The sequence below is a fragment of the Streptomyces sp. NPDC025806 genome, from assembly GCF_055558275.1.
In genome coordinates this window covers 1-14,989 of record NZ_JBVHMU010000044.1, presented here as the reverse complement: position 1 = coordinate 14,989, position 14,989 = coordinate 1, and the positions used below count along the sequence as shown (strand labels likewise).

Below are 14,989 nucleotides of genomic sequence, written 5' to 3'. Positions count from 1 at the left end.
GCGCACTTCGTGCGCGATCTCCATCGGGGCGGTGCCCCATCGGGGAAATGCGGCGCGAAGCGCCATGCATTTCAGGGGCGCGGGGAACTGCGCGACCAGCCCCCACCGGCCGGTGGTCGAAGGACGGGCCGGTGGACCCACGGCGAGTGGGCGGGTTACGCGGCGCGGGCCTTGGCGCAGTGGCCGGCCGCGGCGGCGGCGACGCGACCGAGAGCCTCGTCCTTGCCGCAGGGGTGCGCCCCGAACGCGACCTGGCGAGCCACGATGGCCCGTTCCGCACGCATCAGCCGCCAGCCTCGCCGGAGCAGGAACGGCACGGACTTGCGGCCTTCCTTGAGATCCCGCAGCAGCCGGCGGCGGAACGTCGTCGAGGGACGGCCGCGCAGGCAGAGCGCGTCGGCGAGCACCCCGAGATCGCGGCACCGGGCCACGATGTCCGCCGCGAAGATCCCCTCCGCGAGGAACAGCGGGGTGCGGGCGATGTCGAGCGCCTCCGTGCCGACCCGCGAACTGGTCGCGATGTCGTACACCGGCACCTGCGTGCGGCCCTTCGCGCACAGTTCCGCGATCGCGGCCAGCGCCGCCTCCACGTCCCAGGACGCCGGAGAGTCCCAGTCGATGTCCGACGTGCCCGGCACCAGCGGCAGCGTGGGGTCGTCGGCCTCCTTGTAGAAGTCGTCGAGGCAGAGCACGGGCAGCCCGGAGCGGGCCGCGAAGGACGACTTGCCGGAGCCGGAGGGGCCGGAGACCAGGACGACCCGGGTCGGTATCGGGGGATGCGAACTCACGAGAGTCCAGTGTGAGGCATCCGGGCCGCGGAGCCGACCCCGCGTCGCGCGGTTGTGGCACGAGCCACGCCGAGTGCGACTACGCTACGTGGTTCCGCCGTCACACGCGGAGATCACGTCACTGGAATCGTCACTGGAAACAGGAAAGGCGCGCGCGACTCCCATGGCCCGACACGCAGCCCAGAAGAACCCGACGCCGACCTCCGGAGCCCGCCGCACGCTGCTGCGCGCCGGCCTGACCATGGCCGCGGCCGGCGCGGCGGTGGCCGCCGGAGGCGCGACCGCGAGCGCCGCGGACGCGGCGCCCGGCACGCTGAGCCCGCTGGCGGTGACCCAGGGCATCGACGCGGCGGCCACGCACGGCCTCGCCCCGGTGACGAACCTCCAGCTCGACCCGCTGGCCGGCACGGGCGTCGACCCGCTGGACAACGGGGTCGGCACCCAGATCGCCGACTTCAAGCCGCTCAGCACGGCGGCCGTGACGGGCCCGGTGACCTCCGGCAGCTCCCTGTCCGAGCTGCCGGTCGTCGGTGCGGCGGCGGGCCTGCTGCCGGGCTGACGCCACCGGATCCGAGGGCCGGGCCGGGCGGTTCATCCCTCCCGGGGCCCGGCCGCGGACCGCAGGGGCACCTCGCGCACGGCCCAGGAGGCCGCGAACGCCACCGCGCACAGCAGTGCCGTCCCCAGGGCGACGCCGTGCACCCCGTCGACGACGCCCGACCGGAACGCGGCGCCGTGCGCGCCCTCGTCGACCCGCCCCGCGAACACCGGGCGAGCTGGAAGTCCCCGAGGACGTGACCGGATGGCGCGAGGTGCTGCGCGCGTACGCGGTGCGGACCCGGGCCATGACACTGGCGCACCCGTGGATGACGCAGCTGCCGGCGCCGCTGTTCATGCTGACACCGAACCGGATGGCCATCGCCGAACGGCAGTTGGCGGCGCTCGGCGAGCTCGGCCTCGACCCGGACACGATGATGGCGGCCTTCCGCGCCGTCGCCTCCTACGTGCACGGGGCGACCCAGTCGCAGGTCGCGCTCGACCGGTTCCGCGCGGAGCAGGGCTGGGACACTGGCGACGAGACCCGCAGGGGGCTCTTGCCGCAGATGAACTACCTGCTGGACAGCGGCCGTTACCCGGTCTACCGCTCCTACGCGTACAGCGCGACCCGCAAGGACGACCCCACCTGGGAGTTCGAGTTCGGCCTCGACTGCGTGCTCGACGGCATCGCGCGGCGGCTCGGTCTCTGACGGGTGCGGACCCGGGAACGGGCGAGGCCCCGGCCCCTCCTGGACGGAGGAGGGGCCGGGGCCTCGGCGCGAGGGCCGGCGGTCAGTAGGACGAGCCGGAGGCGCCCAGGGAGCCCGTCGGGTGCCAGACCGTCTTCGTCTCCAGGAAGTACGTCAGGCGGTCCGTGCCGGGGTCGGCCGCGAAGTCCTCCACAGGCTGTGGACGGCGCACGCGCTTCAGGTTGTCCGCCGCCGCGATCTCCAGCTCCTTGGCCAGGTCCGCGTCGGTGCCGGTCAGGTCGATGCCGTTGACGTCCTGGTGCGCGGCGAGGGACGGGGCGATCTCCGCGGCCTTGCCGGACAGGATGTTGACGACGCCGCCGGGGACGTCGGAGGTGGCGAGCACCTCGCCCAGCGACAGCGCCGGGAGCGGGGCCTTCTCGCTCGCGATCACCACCGCCGTGTTGCCCGTCGCGATGACCGGGGCCAGCGCCGAGATCAGGCCGAGGAGCGAGGACTCCTGCGGCGCGACGATCGTGACGACACCGGTCGGCTCCGGGGTGGAGAGGTTGAAGAAGGGGCCCGCGACCGGGTTCGCGCCGCCGACGATCTGGGCGACCTTGTCGGTCCAGCCCGCGTACCAGACCCAGCGGTCGATGGCCGCGTCGACCTGGGCCGCCGCCTTCGACTTCGACAGGCCCTCCGCGTCGGCGACCTCGCGCACGAACTGCTCGCGGCGGCCCTCCAGCATCTCGGCGACGCGGTAGAGCACCTGCCCGCGGTTGTACGCGGTCGCGCCGGACCAGCCGCCGAACGCCTTGCGGGCGGCGACGACCGCGTCACGGCCGTCCTTGCGGGAGGAGAGCGGCGCGTTCGCCAGCCACTTGCCCTTGGAGTCCGTCACCTCGTACACCCGGCCGCTCTCGGAACGCGGGAACTTCCCGCCCACGTACAGCTTGTAGGTCTTGAAGACGCTCAGACGTGCCGCATCAGACATCGAGGTAGGCCTCCAGACCGTGACGGCCGCCCTCGCGGCCGAAGCCCGACTCCTTGTAGCCGCCGAACGGCGAGGTCGGGTCGAACTTGTTGAACGTGTTGGCCCAGACGACCCCGGCGCGCAGCTTGTTCGCCACGGCGAGGATGCGGGAGCCCTTCTCGGTCCAGATGCCGGCCGAGAGCCCGTACTGCGTGTTGTTGGCCTTCGCGACGGCCTCTTCGGGCGTGCGGAAGGTCAGCACCGAGAGCACCGGGCCGAAGATCTCGTCGCGGGCGACGGTGTGCGCCTGCGTGACGTTCGTGAACAGCGTCGGCGCGAACCAGTAGCCGGAGGACGGCAGTTCGCACGGCGCGGACCAGCGCTCGGCGCCCTCGGCCTCGCCCGTCTCGGCGAGCGCCGTGATCCGGGCCAGCTGCTCGGCCGAGTTGATCGCGCCGATGTCCGTGTTCTTGTCGAGCGGGTCGCCGAGACGCAGCGTCGACAGGCGGTTCTTGAGGCGGTCGAGCAGCTCGTCCTGGATCGACTCCTGGACCAGGAGGCGCGAGCCCGCGCAGCAGACCTGGCCCTGGTTGAAGAAGATGCCGGTGACGATGCCCTCGACGGCCTGGTCGATCGGGGCGTCGTCGAAGACGATGTTCGCGCCCTTGCCACCGAGTTCGAGCGTGAGCTTCTTGTCGGTGCCGGCGACCGTACGGGCGATCTGCTTGCCGACCGCGGTGGAGCCGGTGAAGGCCACCTTGTTCACGTCCGGGTGCGCCACCAGGGCCGCGCCCGCGTCGCCGTACCCGGGAAGGATGTTGACGACGCCCTTGGGCAGGCCCGCCTGGTGGCAGATGTCCGCGAAGAAGAGGGCGGACAGCGGGGTCGTCTCGGCGGGCTTGAGAACCACCGTGTTGCCCGTGGCGAGCGCCGGGGCGATCTTCCACGCCAGCATCAGCAGCGGGAAGTTCCACGGGATGACCTGGCCGGCGACGCCGAGGGGGCGCGGGTTCGGGCCGAGGCCCGCGTGGTCGAGCTTGTCGGCCCAGCCCGCGTAGTAGAAGAAGTGCGCGGCGACCAGCGGGAGGTCCGCGTCGCGGGTCTCCTTGATCGGCTTGCCGTTGTCCAGCGTCTCCAGGACGGCGAGCTCGCGGCTGCGCTCCTGGATGATGCGGGCGATGCGGAACAGGTACTTGCCGCGCTCGGCGCCCGGCAGCGCCGACCACTTCTCGAACGCCTTGCGGGCCGCCTTCACGGCGCGCTCCACGTCCGCCTCGCCGGCCTGCGCGACCTCGGAGAGGACCTCCTCGGTGGCGGGGGAGACGGTCTTGAAGACCTTGCCGTCGGCGGCCTCGGCGAACTCGCCGTCGATGAACAGCCCGTAGGACGGGGCGATGTCGACGACCGAGCGGGACTCGGGCGCGGGCGCGTACTCGAACTTCTGGGATGCCATGGTGATCAGTCCACCGTCACGTAGTCGGGACCGGAGTAGCGGCCGGTGGCCAGCTTCTGGCGCTGCATCAGCAGGTCGTTGAGGAGGCTGGAGGCGCCGAACCGGAACCAGTGGTTATCGAGCCAGTCCGCGCCCGCCGTCTCGTTGACGAGCACGAGGAACTTGACGGCGTCCTTCGAGGTGCGGATGCCGCCGGCGGGCTTCACGCCGATCTGCACGCCGGTCGCGGCGCGGAAGTCGCGGACCGCCTCCAGCATCAGCAGCGTGTTCGCGGGCGTGGCGTTGACCCCGACCTTGCCGGTCGAGGTCTTGATGAAGTCGGCACCGGCCAGCATGCCGATCCAGCTCGCGCGTCGGATGTTGTCGTACGTGGACAGCTCGCCGGTTTCGAAGATGACCTTGAGCCGGGCGCTGCCCGAGGCCTCCTTCACGGCGCGGATCTCCTCGTAGACCTTCATGTAGTGACCCGCGAGGAAGGCGCCGCGGTCGATGACCATGTCGATCTCGTCGGCGCCCGCGGCGACGGCCTCGCGGACGTCCCCGAGCTTGACCTCCAGGGCGGCGCGGCCGGCCGGGAACGCGGTGGCCACGGAGGCGACCTTCACGTCCGTGCCGGCGACGGCGGCCTTCGCGGTCTCCACCATGTCGGGGTAGACGCAGACGGCGGCGGTGCGGGGGGTCGTGCGGTCGGTCGGGTCCGGGTTGACGGCCTTCGCGCCGAGGGCCCGGACCTTGCCCGGGGTGTCGGCGCCTTCCAGGGTCGTCAGGTCGATCATCGAGATGGCCAGGTCGATGGCGTACGCCTTGGCCGTCGTCTTGATGGAACGCGTGCCGAGCGCGGCGGCCCGGGCCTCCAGGCCCACCGCGTCCACGCCGGGCAGGCCCTGCAGGAAGCGGCGCAGGGTGCTCTCGGACGCGGTGGCGTCGGCCAGTGCGTGTTCTTTGGCGGGTGCAGTGGGCATGGTCACGAGGGGAGCATATCTACGCGCGTAGCGGCGGGACAAGTGTCGGCCGGGGGCGCCCTTTCGTGTGCCGGGTGCCCTTGTCGGGCGGCTGCGGCCCGGTGGGGGCTGGTCGCGCAGTTCCCCGCGCCCCTGGAAGGCATGCGGCTTCGCCGCGCCTTCCCCCGACAGAAGGCACCCCGCACCTTGATCGGGGAAATGCGACCCGAAGGGTCTGCATTTCAGGGGCGCGGGGAACTGCGCGAGAAGCCCCACCGGGCCGCGGTCGCCCGACGACGAGGCGGAGCCACGGCGGCCCACACGGTTCAGCCCAGCGCAGCGTCAGGCAGAATCAGGGCCATGGAGACCAGCCCCGCCCCCCTCAAGGACCGCGTCTACCGATCGTCCGCCGGTATCGCGGGCGGCATCGTACTGCTCGCCCTGTGCGCCTGGCTCGGAATCGACGCCGTGGTCCAGGGCGAGGGCCGCACCCCGTGGCTGGCCCTCGCGGGCCTCCTCCTCGCCGTGCCTGTCGTGGTGGCGTTCACCCTGCGCCCGGCGGTGTTCGCGGGCGAGGACCGGCTCCGCATCCGCAACCCGTTCCGCGTGATCACGCTGCCCTGGGCGGCCGTCGCGACGTTCCGGTCCGGTTACTCCAACGAGGTTCTCGACCAGGACGGAACCAAGTACCAGCTCTGGTCCATCCCCGTCTCGCTGCGCGCCCGCAAGAAGGCGCAGCGCAATCTGAGCCGGGCCGCCGCCATGGACGACCCCGGCCGGGGCTCGCTGCTGTCCGGCGGCAAGGGCGCCAAGGAGCGGCCGACGCGGGCCGCGTCCGACCAGGCCATGGACGACCTGCGCGAGCTCCAGGAGGCCCGTGCGGGCGAGCCGGACGCGCAGGGCGTGGCCACGGTCCGCTGGGCCTGGGAGATCCTCGCCCCGGCCGCCGCCGGCGCCGTCCTCCTGGCCGTGCTCTCGGCGACCGGCTGAAACACCCTGGGCCGAAAGGGCCGACCGGGCCGAAAGGTCCGACCGGTCAGGGCGCCCCGCCCCAGACCAGCACCATGTACCCGCTGCCGTACGCCGCCACCAGCACCGCCCCGCTCACGCAGTACACGAGCACCCGCCGCGACGCCCGCGCGAGCGCCAGCGCGAGGGGAAGCAGCAGCGGGAACGCCGGAACGAGGAAGCGGGCCCGCGGGAAGTAGACGCCGCCGCTGCCGAGCACGATCGCGAGCAGCGCGCCGGTGAACAGCAGCAGGGGCAGCGGCTGCCGGTGCGTGACGCACACCCCGTACAGCACGACCGCCGCGAACAGCGTCAGCGTCACCATCACGAGGAACAGGTCGGGGCGGGGTTCCACGGCGAGGATCTCGTGGACCCGGCGCAGCGTCTCGGCGCCGCCGTCCACCTGGTTGAACCACAGCTTCTGCACGGCGAAGTAGCCGTCCCAGCGGCCGACCCGCAGCCCCACCCAGCCGACGTACCCGAGCCAGCCCAGCGGCGCCAGGAGCGTCCCGCACGCCACCCGCCACAGGAAGCCCCGGCGCAGCGCCAGCAGGCCGCACAGGCCGATCGCGGCGGCCAGCGCGACCCCGGTGGGCCGGGTCAGGCCGGCCAGCGAGCACAGCGTGCCCGCCCAGATCCAGCGCCCGGTGAGCAGCGCGTACAGGGACCAGGCCACCGCGGCGGTGAACAGCGATTCGGTGTAGCCCATCCACTGGACCAGGCCCACGGGCAGGCAGGCCCACAGGAACACCAGCAGCACCCCGACCCGGCGCCCGTACAGCCGGTGCCCGACCGCGAAGATCCCCCACGCGGCCACGAACGAGGAGAGGACGGCCAGCGCCAGGCCCACGGTGGCGCGCGAGCCCGGGGTGACGGCGGCGACGACCTTGATCAGGGCCGGGTAGAGCGGGAAGAACGCCAGGTTGTTCGCGTTGACGGCGGTCCCGAGGGCATCGGCGTAGCCGTGGTCGGCGATGCCCACGTACCAGTTGGAGTCCCAGTCCGAGGCGAGCAGCGACCAGAGGCCCTCGCCCCGCCGGTGCGCCCAGACGCCGACGGCGATCAGGACGAGCAGGCGGACGGCCGTGTACACGGCGAGCGCCGGAGCGGCCCGGCGCAGGGCGCGTGCCGCGCGCCCGCGCAGCCCGCCGATCACGGACCCCGGAACCGGCCGGCCACGGCGGGGCGGAGGCAGCAGGCGGGGGGCCTGGGTGGCGGTCTCGGTCACGGAGGTGGCTCCTGGATACGCGGACGGGGCGGGGGCAGCCTTCCCACCGCCCCCGCCCCACGTCGCCCCGCGTTCCGTCAACTGCCCCCCGATTTCACCCGTCCGGGTGGCAAGACAATCCCCACCGCCGACACCGAAGCGCCGCACCCGGCGGCGAGCGGCGGACGCCCCGGCGCCGGCAGCCCGAGGCGTGCGTGGCTGACCGTTGCTCCTGTGGTCGGACAGCCGTGGCCACTGCGCGCAGTTGAGGGCGTCGGCCGATCTCGGGTGCGGTGCGGGAAGGAGGTCGCGCAGCCGCACGCGGCGGACGCCCCAGCGCCGGTGGCCCGAGGTGCGCGTGGCGGACTGGTGGTGTCCCCGGCCGTCGGACAGCCGTGGCCCCTGCGCGCGGCTGAGGGCGTCGGCCGATCTCGGGTGCGGTGCGGGAAGGAGGTCGCGCCGTTTCACCGGTTCCGGGCGGAGGCCGGGGGACGGCGGCGGAATGCGGCAGGGCGGCGCCTGTGCGGCGCCGCCCTGTTGCGTGATGCTGCTGCGGTGGTCAGATGCCCGCGGACGTCGCCAGGTCCCGCTTCAGGGCGTCGAGGCGGCGGGTCGCCTCCTCGCGGGCCGTGGGGAGCGCGGAGCGTTCCGGGACCGGGACCACGACCTCCAGGTAGCACTTGAGCTTGGGCTCGGTGCCGGAGGGGCGGACGATGACCCGGGCGCCCGACAGGGCGTAGCGCAGGCCGTCCGTCGGGGGGAGGCCGCCGGCGCCGGCCGAGAGGTCCTCGGCCGAGGTCACCGGGAGGCCCGCCAGCTCCGCCGGAGGCTGCTCGCGCAGGCGGCGCATCGCGTCGGCGATGACGGAGAGGTCCTCGACGCGGACGCTCAGCTGGTCCGTGGCGTGCAGGCCGTGGGCCAGGGCCAGGTCGTCGAGGGCGTCCAGGAGCGTGCGGCCCTGCTCCTTCAGCTCGCTCGCCAGCTCGGTGACGAGCAGCGCGGCGGTGATGCCGTCCTTGTCGCGCACGCCCTCGGGGTCGACGCAGTAGCCGAGCGCCTCCTCGTAGCCGTAGCGCAGGCCGTCGACGCGGGCGATCCACTTGAAGCCGGTCAGCGTCTCCTCGTACGGCAGCGAGGCCGCCTCGGCGATCCGGCCGAGGAGGGACGAGGAGACGATCGACTCCGCGAAGACGCCGGTCGCGCCGCGCGCCACCAGATGGGCGGCCAGCAGCGCGCCCACCTCGTCGCCGCGCAGCATCCGCCAGTCGCCGCCGTCGCGCACGGCGACGGCGCAGCGGTCCGCGTCCGGGTCGTTGGCGATGATCAGGTCGCAGTCCGGGGTCCGGGCGGCCGTCGCGAAGGACAGGTCCATCGCCCCCGGCTCCTCCGGGTTCGGGAACGCGACCGTGGGGAAGTCCGGGTCGGGCTCGGCCTGCTCGGCGACGAGCACCGGCTCCGGGAACCCGGCGCGGGCGAACGCGGCGAGGAGCGTGTCCTTGCCGACGCCGTGCATCGCCGTGTAGACGGTGCGGGCCGTGCGCGCCGAACCCGGGGCGAGCACCGCGTCCGTACGGGCGAGATACGCGTCCAGGACCTCGTCGCCGAGGATCTCCCAGCCGGCCTCGGGGCGCGGCACGTCGTGCAGGGACGCCACCGCGTCGATCTCGGCGGCGATCTCCGCGTCCGCGGGCGGCACGATCTGGGAGCCGTCGCCGAGGTACACCTTGTAGCCGTTGTCCCGCGGCGGGTTGTGCGAGGCGGTGACCTCGACGCCAGCGACCGCGCCCAGGTGCCGTATGGCGAAGGCGAGGACGGGCGTGGGCAGCGGGCGGGGGAGGACCGCGGCGCGCAGCCCGGCGCCCACCATCACGGCGGCCGTGTCCCGGGCGAAGTCCGCCGACTTGTGGCGCGCGTCGTAGCCGATCACGACCACGCCGTCGGTCTGCCCCTTGGCCTTCAGGTACGCGGCGAGGCCCGCGGCCGCGCGGATGACCACCGCGCGGTTCATCCGCATCGGGCCCGCGCCCAGCTCGCCGCGCAGCCCCGCCGTGCCGAACTGCAGCGTGCCGGCGAAGCGCTCGCCGAGCGCCGCCGCGTCCCGGGCCTCGATCAGCTTCGCGAGCTCGTCGCGCGTCTCGGGGTCCGGGTCCTGTGCCAGCCAGGTCTTCGCCCGGTCGAGCAGTTCGCTGCTGAGATCGGTCACGGTTCGCATTCCTTAAGGCAACAAGACGTACGGGGCTACGGGGAAGGCACGTACCGGACGTGCCGTCCGGTCAGATCTTGGCGAGAACCTGGGTGAGGAGCTCGCCCATGCGCGCGGCCGAGTCACGGCCGGCCTGGAGGACCTCTTCGTGGTTGAGCGGCTCGCCGGACAGGCCCGCCGCCAGGTTCGTCACCAGGGAGATGCCGAGCACCTCCGCGCCCGCCTCACGGGCCGCGATGGCCTCGAGGACGGTGGACATGCCGACGAGGTCGGCGCCGAGGATGCCGGCCATGCGGACCTCGGCCGGGGTCTCGTAGTGCGGGCCGGGGAACTGGGCGTAGACGCCCTCTTCCAGCGACGGGTCGATCTCCTGGCACAGGGTGCGCAGGCGCGGCGAGTACAGGTCGGTGAGGTCGACGAAGTTCGCGCCGACGATCGGCGACGTCGCCGTCAGGTTGATGTGGTCGGAGATGAGGACCGGCTGGCCCGGGCGCATGCCCTCGCGCAGACCGCCGCAGCCGTTGGTCAGCACGATGGTCTTGGCGCCCGCGGCGGCGGCCGTGCGCACGCCGTGCGCGACGGAGGCGACGCCCCGGCCCTCGTAGTAGTGGGTGCGGCCCAGGAAGACCAGGGCGCGCTTCTGGCCGACCTGGTACGAGCGGACCTTGCCGCCGTGGCCGGCCACCGCGGCGCCGGTGAACCCGGGCAGCTCGGTGAAGGGGAACTCGGCGGCGGGAGCGCCGAGCGCCTCGGCGGCGGGCGCCCAGCCGGAGCCCATCACGAGGGCGACGTCGTGGGTCTCGGCGCCCGTGAGCTCGCGCAGGCGCGCGGCGGCGGCGTCGGCGGCGGCGTAGGGGTCGCCCTGGAGGTTGTCCGGAGTAACAGATGCGTTCACGCGATCGAGGGTAGCCGCTCATGGCCTACGCGCGTAGATGGCGATGCCCCCGGGTTTGCAATCGTTCTCTTGTCGTTTCCGACGAAGAAGCGCCCGCAGCCGGTGCCGGACGGGCTCAGCAGGGCCGCTTGCGCAGCTCCATCACATAGTCGTGCGGCGCGCCCGCGGAGTCGGCCGCGTCGGCGATCTCGCCCAGATAGCGGGCGGACGGGAGGCCGCCCTCGTACCCGTTCAGCACGTACACCCAGGCCGGCTCGGCGCCGTCCAGCGTGTCGACTCTCACGCGCATCCGCCGGTAGATGTCGAGGCCGACACCCTCCCAGCGGTCCATCGAGTCCTCGTCCATCGGCGCGATGTCGTACAGCGCGACGAAGACCTGCGAGCGCGGCGCCTCGACGATCGTGGCCAGCGCACCCTCCCAGCCCATGTGCTCGCCGCCGAACGTCAGCCGCCAGCCGTTGATCCAGCCCGTCGCGCGCAGCGGCGAGTGCGGGGCGCGGCGCGTCATGAGCCGCGGGTCGAGATTGCCGGCGTACGCGGCGTAGAGCGACATGTGGTCGAGGGTACGTCAGTCGGCGGACGCGTCTCCTGCGGAACCGTGCAACGCGATCACCCCTCCCGAAGAGGACGTTCGGCCGCCCGCTACCCGGACGGGGGCCCCGATTCGGTGCTCCTTGAAGCGTGCGGGACAATGGCGTATGTGACTCGGATCGTGATCATTGGCGGCGGACCTGGCGGATACGAGGCGGCACTGGTGGCCGCTTCGCTCGGCGCGGAGGTGACCGTCGTCGACTCCGACGGTCTGGGCGGGGCATCGGTGCTGACCGACTGCGTACCGTCGAAGACCCTGATCGCGACGGCCGAGGTGATGACCACCTTCGACTCCTCCTACGAGGAGCTCGGCATCATCGTCGAGGACGACACCCCGGACCCGGACTCCCCGGCCCGCGTCGTCGGCGTCGACCTCGGCAAGGTCAACCGCCGGGTGAAGCGCCTCGCGCTCGCCCAGTCCCACGACATCACCGCCTCCGTCACGCGCGCGGGCGCCCGCGTCATGCGCGGCAAGGGCCGCCTGGACGGCAAGCAGGACCTCGACGGCTCCCGCAAGGTCGTCGTCACCGTCGCCGACGGCACCGAGGAGACCCTCGTCGCCGACGCCGTGCTGATCGCCACCGGCGGCCACCCGCGCGAGGTCCCCGACGCGCAGCCCGACGGCGAGCGGATCTTCAACTGGACGCAGGTCTACGACATGGATGAGCTCCCCGAGGAGCTCATCGTGGTCGGTTCCGGTGTCACGGGCGCCGAGTTCGCCGGCGCCTACCAGGCCCTCGGCTCCAAGGTCACCCTCGTCTCCTCCCGCGACCGCGTGCTGCCGGGCGAGGACCCGGACGCCGCCGCCGTCCTGGAGGACGTCTTCCGCCGCCGCGGCATGAACGTGATGGCCCGTTCCCGCGCCGCCTCCGCCAAGCGCGTCGGCGACCGCGTCGAGGTCACCCTCGCCGACGGCCGCGTCATCTCCGGCACCCACTGCCTCATGGCCGTCGGCGCCATCCCGAACAGCGCGGGGCTCGGCCTGGAGGAGGCCGGCGTCCGGCTCAAGGACTCCGGGCACATCTGGACCGACAAGGTCTCCCGGACGACCGCCCCGGGCGTCTACGCGGCCGGTGACGTGACCGGCGTCTTCGCCCTCGCGTCCGTCGCCGCCATGCAGGGCCGCATCGCCATGTACCACTTCCTCGGCGAGCCGGTGGCCCCGCTGAACCTGAAGACGGTCTCCTCGAACGTCTTCACCGACCCCGAGATCGCGACCGTCGGCTACACGCAGGCGAACGTCGACGCGGGCAAGATCGACGCCCGCGTGGTGAAGCTGCCGCTGCTGCGCAACCCGCGCGCCAAGATGCAGGGCATCCGCGACGGCTTCGTCAAGATCTTCTGCCGGCCGGGCACGGGCATCGTCGTCGGCGGCGTGGTCGTCGCCCCGCGCGCCTCGGAACTGATCCACCCCATCTCGATCGCGGTCGACAACAATCTGACGGTGGAACAGATCGCGAACACGTTCACCGTGTACCCCTCACTGTCGGGCTCGATCGCCGAAGTGGCACGGCAGTTGCACACGCGGAAGCTCGCCGAGGAGAGCTGACCGCGGCGCTGACGCTGTGTGACGAGGGGCGGGGCCGCGGCTCCGCCCCTTTGTCGTCGCCGCGTATACCACTCCCAGGTGTTCTGTGCGAACAGAACCTGTAATTCGGCGCAAACTGCTGAAAGCAGACGGTCGTTGGGGTTACTGTCAGTTTCGTGTTCGCTGCAGAACGTCGTCAATTGATCCTCGAAATGGTGCGGGCCAATGGAGCGGTATCGCTCCGGGAGCTCGCCCGCGTCGTCCAGACCTCCGAAGTGACCGTACGGCGGGACGTGCGCGCACTGGAGGCAGAAGGACTCCTCGACCGCCGGCACGGCGGTGCGGTACTGCCGGGCGGATTCACGCGGGAATCCGGCTTTCCGCAGAAGTCACATCTCGCGACCGCAGAGAAAACGGCCATCGCCGATCTCGCCGCGGGTCTCGTCGAAGAGGGCGAGGCCATCGTGGTGGGGGCGGGGACGACCACGCAGGAGCTGGCCCGCCGGCTCGCGCGCGTCCCCGGCCTGACCGTCGTCACCAACTCCCTGTTGGTGGCCCAGGCGTTGGCGCACGCCAACCGCGTGGAGGTCGTCATGACCGGTGGCACGCTGCGGGGTTCCAACTACGCGCTGGTGGGCAGCGGGGCCGAGCAGTCCCTCCAGGGGCTCAGGGTGTCCCGGGCCTTCCTCAGCGGGAGCGGGCTGACCGCCGAGCGCGGCCTGTCCACGTCCAACATGCTGTCGGCGTCCGTCGACCGGGCGCTCGTGCAGGCCGCGGCGGAGGTCGTCGTCCTCGCCGATCACTCCAAGCTCGGCACCGACACGATGTTCCAGACGGTGCCCACGGATGTGATCACCCGGCTCGTCACCGACGAGCCGCCGGCTCATGACGAGCGGGCTGCTACGGAGTTGCAGGCGCTGGCGGATCAGGGCGTGCAGATCGCTGTCGCGGGGGACGGGGCCGCCTCCGGCGGTGAGTCGGGGGGGAGTCCGGCGCGGGGGGCGCGCCGCGATGTCCCTCCGCTTCCCGGGCCCCGGCGAGGCCAGCCTCGTCATGGCGGTCACCCTTTGCGCGCGGCTCCGCTCGATCCGGGGCCGGAGCGGGCGGCTCGGGTCGCCGACCTTCGCCGCCGCTGATCCCATCCTGGGGGGCCTCGGTGTCCGGCACGTCGCTGACTGCCGCGCCGTCGTGGTTGCTCGCGCCCCAGCGTCGGATGCGCGAGTGCGACGGGTCTGCGTTACGGCGTCGCCGCCGTAGGGGCTGAGGAGCGTCGCCGGGTGCGCCACCGTCGTGGTTGCTCGCGCAGTTCCCCGCGCCCCTGAAGGGCACACTTCGTGCGCCCCAGGGGACCGCTGGTCGCGTCCCGCGACGGAGCCGCTGATCGGGTGCAGCCCCGTGTGCCTGAAGGGCACAGTTCGTGCGCCTAGCCGCGCCCGTGACGGAGTCGGCTACGGGGCTGTGATGCCGCGCAGGGTGAGTCTCAGGAGGCGGTCGGCCAGGTGGGGGTCGGAGGGGGTTTCTTCTGCGGCCAGGGCGATCGCGTTGGTCAGTTGCAGGAGGTCCGTGATGGAGACGTCGCGGCGGACCGTGCCGGCGGCCTGGGCCCGGGAGAGCAGGGCCTGCCCCGCCTCCCGCATCGGGTTGCTGCACCGGGACAGCGCCGAACTGGCGTCCTGCGACGCCGACATGAGGGCCCGGGACAGGCCCCGGTACTCACCGGCGTGCGTGATGATGTCCCGCAGCCACGCCACGAGCGCCGCACACGGCTCGTCCGAGTCGAGCAGTGCCCGTGACCGGGCCAGCAGATCGTTCACCGCCTCCTCGAAGACCGCACTGATCAGCGCGTACCGGTTCGGGAAGTGCCGGTACAGCGTGCCGATGCCGACCCCGGCGGCGCGGGCCACGTCCTCCAGGGACGCCCCCGTGCCGTGCTCGGCGAACGCCTTGCGGGCCTGCGTGAGCAGGCGCTCGTAGTTGCGCCGGGCGTCCGCCCGCATGGGGCGGACACGCTCGTGCTCGGTGCCGGTGCTCATCGGGCCTCCCAAGGCGTGCGGGGCATTTTCCAGGATGCCTGATCACTGCCGGAGGGATCGTGTCCGGATACGGGTGGTGGGCGCCTGCGGGCCGTGTGGCCCTGCAGACGCCCACCGTGGAGCGGTGCCGGCTGGCGGGG

15 protein-coding genes are annotated in these 14,989 nt (G+C 72.7%); 5 read left to right on the top strand and 10 right to left on the bottom strand.

The window, feature by feature from the left end; all coding sequences use genetic code 11:
- Window positions 1–155: 155 nt before the first annotated feature.
- A complete protein-coding gene (locus tag ACZ4E1_RS40030; protein WP_467548895.1) occupies window positions 156–788 on the bottom strand; it encodes an ATP-binding protein in 633 nt (210 codons plus the stop codon).
- Window positions 789–951: 163 nt separating this feature from the next.
- On the opposite strand from ACZ4E1_RS40030, the gene ACZ4E1_RS40025 reads away from it, so the two are divergent.
- Entirely contained in the window at window positions 952–1,347 is a 396-nt protein-coding gene (locus ACZ4E1_RS40025) for a hypothetical protein (RefSeq protein ID WP_467548893.1), read from the top strand.
- A 32-nt stretch (window positions 1,348–1,379) separates the two neighbouring features.
- Here the strand turns inward: ACZ4E1_RS40025 and ACZ4E1_RS40020 are convergent, their stop codons facing one another.
- On the bottom strand, window positions 1,380–1,556 hold the full coding sequence (locus ACZ4E1_RS40020) for a hypothetical protein (RefSeq protein ID WP_467548891.1): 177 nt from the start codon (window positions 1,554–1,556) through the stop codon (window positions 1,380–1,382).
- Window positions 1,557–1,582: 26 nt separating this feature from the next.
- On the opposite strand from ACZ4E1_RS40020, the gene ACZ4E1_RS40015 reads away from it, so the two are divergent.
- Window positions 1,583–2,035, top strand: coding sequence for a TetR/AcrR family transcriptional regulator C-terminal domain-containing protein (locus tag ACZ4E1_RS40015; RefSeq protein WP_467548889.1), 453 nt, complete (start codon window positions 1,583–1,585; stop codon window positions 2,033–2,035).
- A gap of 82 nt (window positions 2,036–2,117) precedes the next feature.
- Here the strand turns inward: ACZ4E1_RS40015 and ACZ4E1_RS40010 are convergent, their stop codons facing one another.
- Genes ACZ4E1_RS40010 through deoC form a run of 3 tightly spaced genes read right to left on the bottom strand, consistent with a single transcriptional unit; the run spans window position 2,118 to window position 5,405 of the window.
- Complete coding sequence (locus ACZ4E1_RS40010) at window positions 2,118–3,011, bottom strand: aldehyde dehydrogenase family protein (RefSeq protein ID WP_467548887.1); 894 nt, start codon at window positions 3,009–3,011, stop codon at window positions 2,118–2,120.
- Window positions 3,004–4,443: an aldehyde dehydrogenase family protein gene (locus ACZ4E1_RS40005; RefSeq protein WP_467548885.1), complete on the bottom strand. Its 1,440-nt coding sequence runs from the start codon at window positions 4,441–4,443 to the stop codon at window positions 3,004–3,006. Before ACZ4E1_RS40005 ends, ACZ4E1_RS40010 begins: the two co-directional genes overlap by 8 nt.
- Window positions 4,444–4,448: 5 nt before the next feature.
- Window positions 4,449–5,405 (bottom strand): deoxyribose-phosphate aldolase, encoded by a 957-nt coding sequence (gene deoC, locus ACZ4E1_RS40000; protein ID WP_188341352.1) that lies wholly within the window; start codon window positions 5,403–5,405, stop codon window positions 4,449–4,451.
- A gap of 339 nt (window positions 5,406–5,744) precedes the next feature.
- Here deoC and ACZ4E1_RS39995 point away from each other — a divergent pair, with 339 nt between their 5' ends.
- On the top strand, window positions 5,745–6,374 hold the full coding sequence (locus tag ACZ4E1_RS39995; protein ID WP_467548883.1) for a PH domain-containing protein: 630 nt from the start codon (window positions 5,745–5,747) through the stop codon (window positions 6,372–6,374).
- 46 nt (window positions 6,375–6,420) lie between these two features.
- Here the strand turns inward: ACZ4E1_RS39995 and ACZ4E1_RS39990 are convergent, their stop codons facing one another.
- The 4 genes from ACZ4E1_RS39990 to ACZ4E1_RS39975 all read right to left on the bottom strand — a co-directional run bounded on the left by ACZ4E1_RS39990 (window position 6,421) and on the right by ACZ4E1_RS39975 (window position 11,250).
- The gene (locus ACZ4E1_RS39990; RefSeq protein ID WP_467548881.1) at window positions 6,421–7,620 is read right to left on the bottom strand and encodes a hypothetical protein; all 1,200 of its coding nucleotides are present in this window, start codon (window positions 7,618–7,620) and stop codon (window positions 6,421–6,423) included.
- 538 nt (window positions 7,621–8,158) lie between these two features.
- The gene (locus ACZ4E1_RS39985; protein WP_467548880.1) at window positions 8,159–9,811 is read right to left on the bottom strand and encodes a phospho-sugar mutase; all 1,653 of its coding nucleotides are present in this window, start codon (window positions 9,809–9,811) and stop codon (window positions 8,159–8,161) included.
- A gap of 61 nt (window positions 9,812–9,872) precedes the next feature.
- Window positions 9,873–10,697, bottom strand: a complete 825-nt coding sequence (locus ACZ4E1_RS39980; protein ID WP_188337201.1) for a purine-nucleoside phosphorylase — start codon at window positions 10,695–10,697, stop codon at window positions 9,873–9,875.
- A 115-nt stretch (window positions 10,698–10,812) separates the two neighbouring features.
- Window positions 10,813–11,250, bottom strand: a complete 438-nt coding sequence (locus ACZ4E1_RS39975) for a gamma-glutamylcyclotransferase family protein (RefSeq protein WP_188337200.1) — start codon at window positions 11,248–11,250, stop codon at window positions 10,813–10,815.
- A gap of 138 nt (window positions 11,251–11,388) precedes the next feature.
- Here ACZ4E1_RS39975 and ACZ4E1_RS39970 point away from each other — a divergent pair, with 138 nt between their 5' ends.
- Window positions 11,389–12,837 carry an NAD(P)H-quinone dehydrogenase gene (locus ACZ4E1_RS39970; RefSeq protein ID WP_467548877.1) on the top strand — a complete coding sequence of 483 codons (1,449 nt, stop codon included), beginning with the start codon at window positions 11,389–11,391 and terminating at the stop codon, window positions 12,835–12,837.
- 191 nt (window positions 12,838–13,028) lie between these two features.
- Window positions 13,029–13,952 (top strand): DeoR/GlpR family DNA-binding transcription regulator, encoded by a 924-nt coding sequence (locus ACZ4E1_RS39965; protein ID WP_467548899.1) that lies wholly within the window; start codon window positions 13,029–13,031, stop codon window positions 13,950–13,952.
- A 312-nt stretch (window positions 13,953–14,264) separates the two neighbouring features.
- On the opposite strand, the gene ACZ4E1_RS39960 is transcribed toward ACZ4E1_RS39965, so the two are convergent.
- Window positions 14,265–14,813, bottom strand: coding sequence for a TetR/AcrR family transcriptional regulator (locus ACZ4E1_RS39960; protein WP_467548897.1), 549 nt, complete (start codon window positions 14,811–14,813; stop codon window positions 14,265–14,267).
- Window positions 14,814–14,989: the final 176 nt, after the last annotated feature.

Bases quoted from the DNA above. Each gene is read 5' to 3' on its own strand.
- ACZ4E1_RS39960 (WP_467548897.1), bottom strand. From the start codon at position 14,813: ATGCGGGCGGACGCCCGGCGCAACTACGAGCGCCTGCTCACGCAGGCC.
- ACZ4E1_RS40025 (WP_467548893.1), top strand. From the start codon at position 952: ATGGCCCGACACGCAGCCCAGAAGAACCCGACGCCGACCTCCGGAGCC.
- ACZ4E1_RS40005 (WP_467548885.1), bottom strand. From the start codon at position 4,443: ATGGCATCCCAGAAGTTCGAGTACGCGCCCGCGCCCGAGTCCCGCTCG.
- ACZ4E1_RS39970 (WP_467548877.1), top strand. From the start codon at position 11,389: ATGGCGTATGTGACTCGGATCGTGATCATTGGCGGCGGACCTGGCGGA.
- ACZ4E1_RS39965 (WP_467548899.1), top strand. From the start codon at position 13,029: ATGGTGCGGGCCAATGGAGCGGTATCGCTCCGGGAGCTCGCCCGCGTC.
- ACZ4E1_RS40010 (WP_467548887.1), bottom strand. From the start codon at position 3,011: ATGTCTGATGCGGCACGTCTGAGCGTCTTCAAGACCTACAAGCTGTAC.
- ACZ4E1_RS39975 (WP_188337200.1), bottom strand. From the start codon at position 11,250: ATGTCGCTCTACGCCGCGTACGCCGGCAATCTCGACCCGCGGCTCATG.
- ACZ4E1_RS39995 (WP_467548883.1), top strand. From the start codon at position 5,745: ATGGAGACCAGCCCCGCCCCCCTCAAGGACCGCGTCTACCGATCGTCC.
- ACZ4E1_RS39985 (WP_467548880.1), bottom strand. From the start codon at position 9,811: ATGCGAACCGTGACCGATCTCAGCAGCGAACTGCTCGACCGGGCGAAG.
- deoC (WP_188341352.1), bottom strand. From the start codon at position 5,405: ATGCCCACTGCACCCGCCAAAGAACACGCACTGGCCGACGCCACCGCG.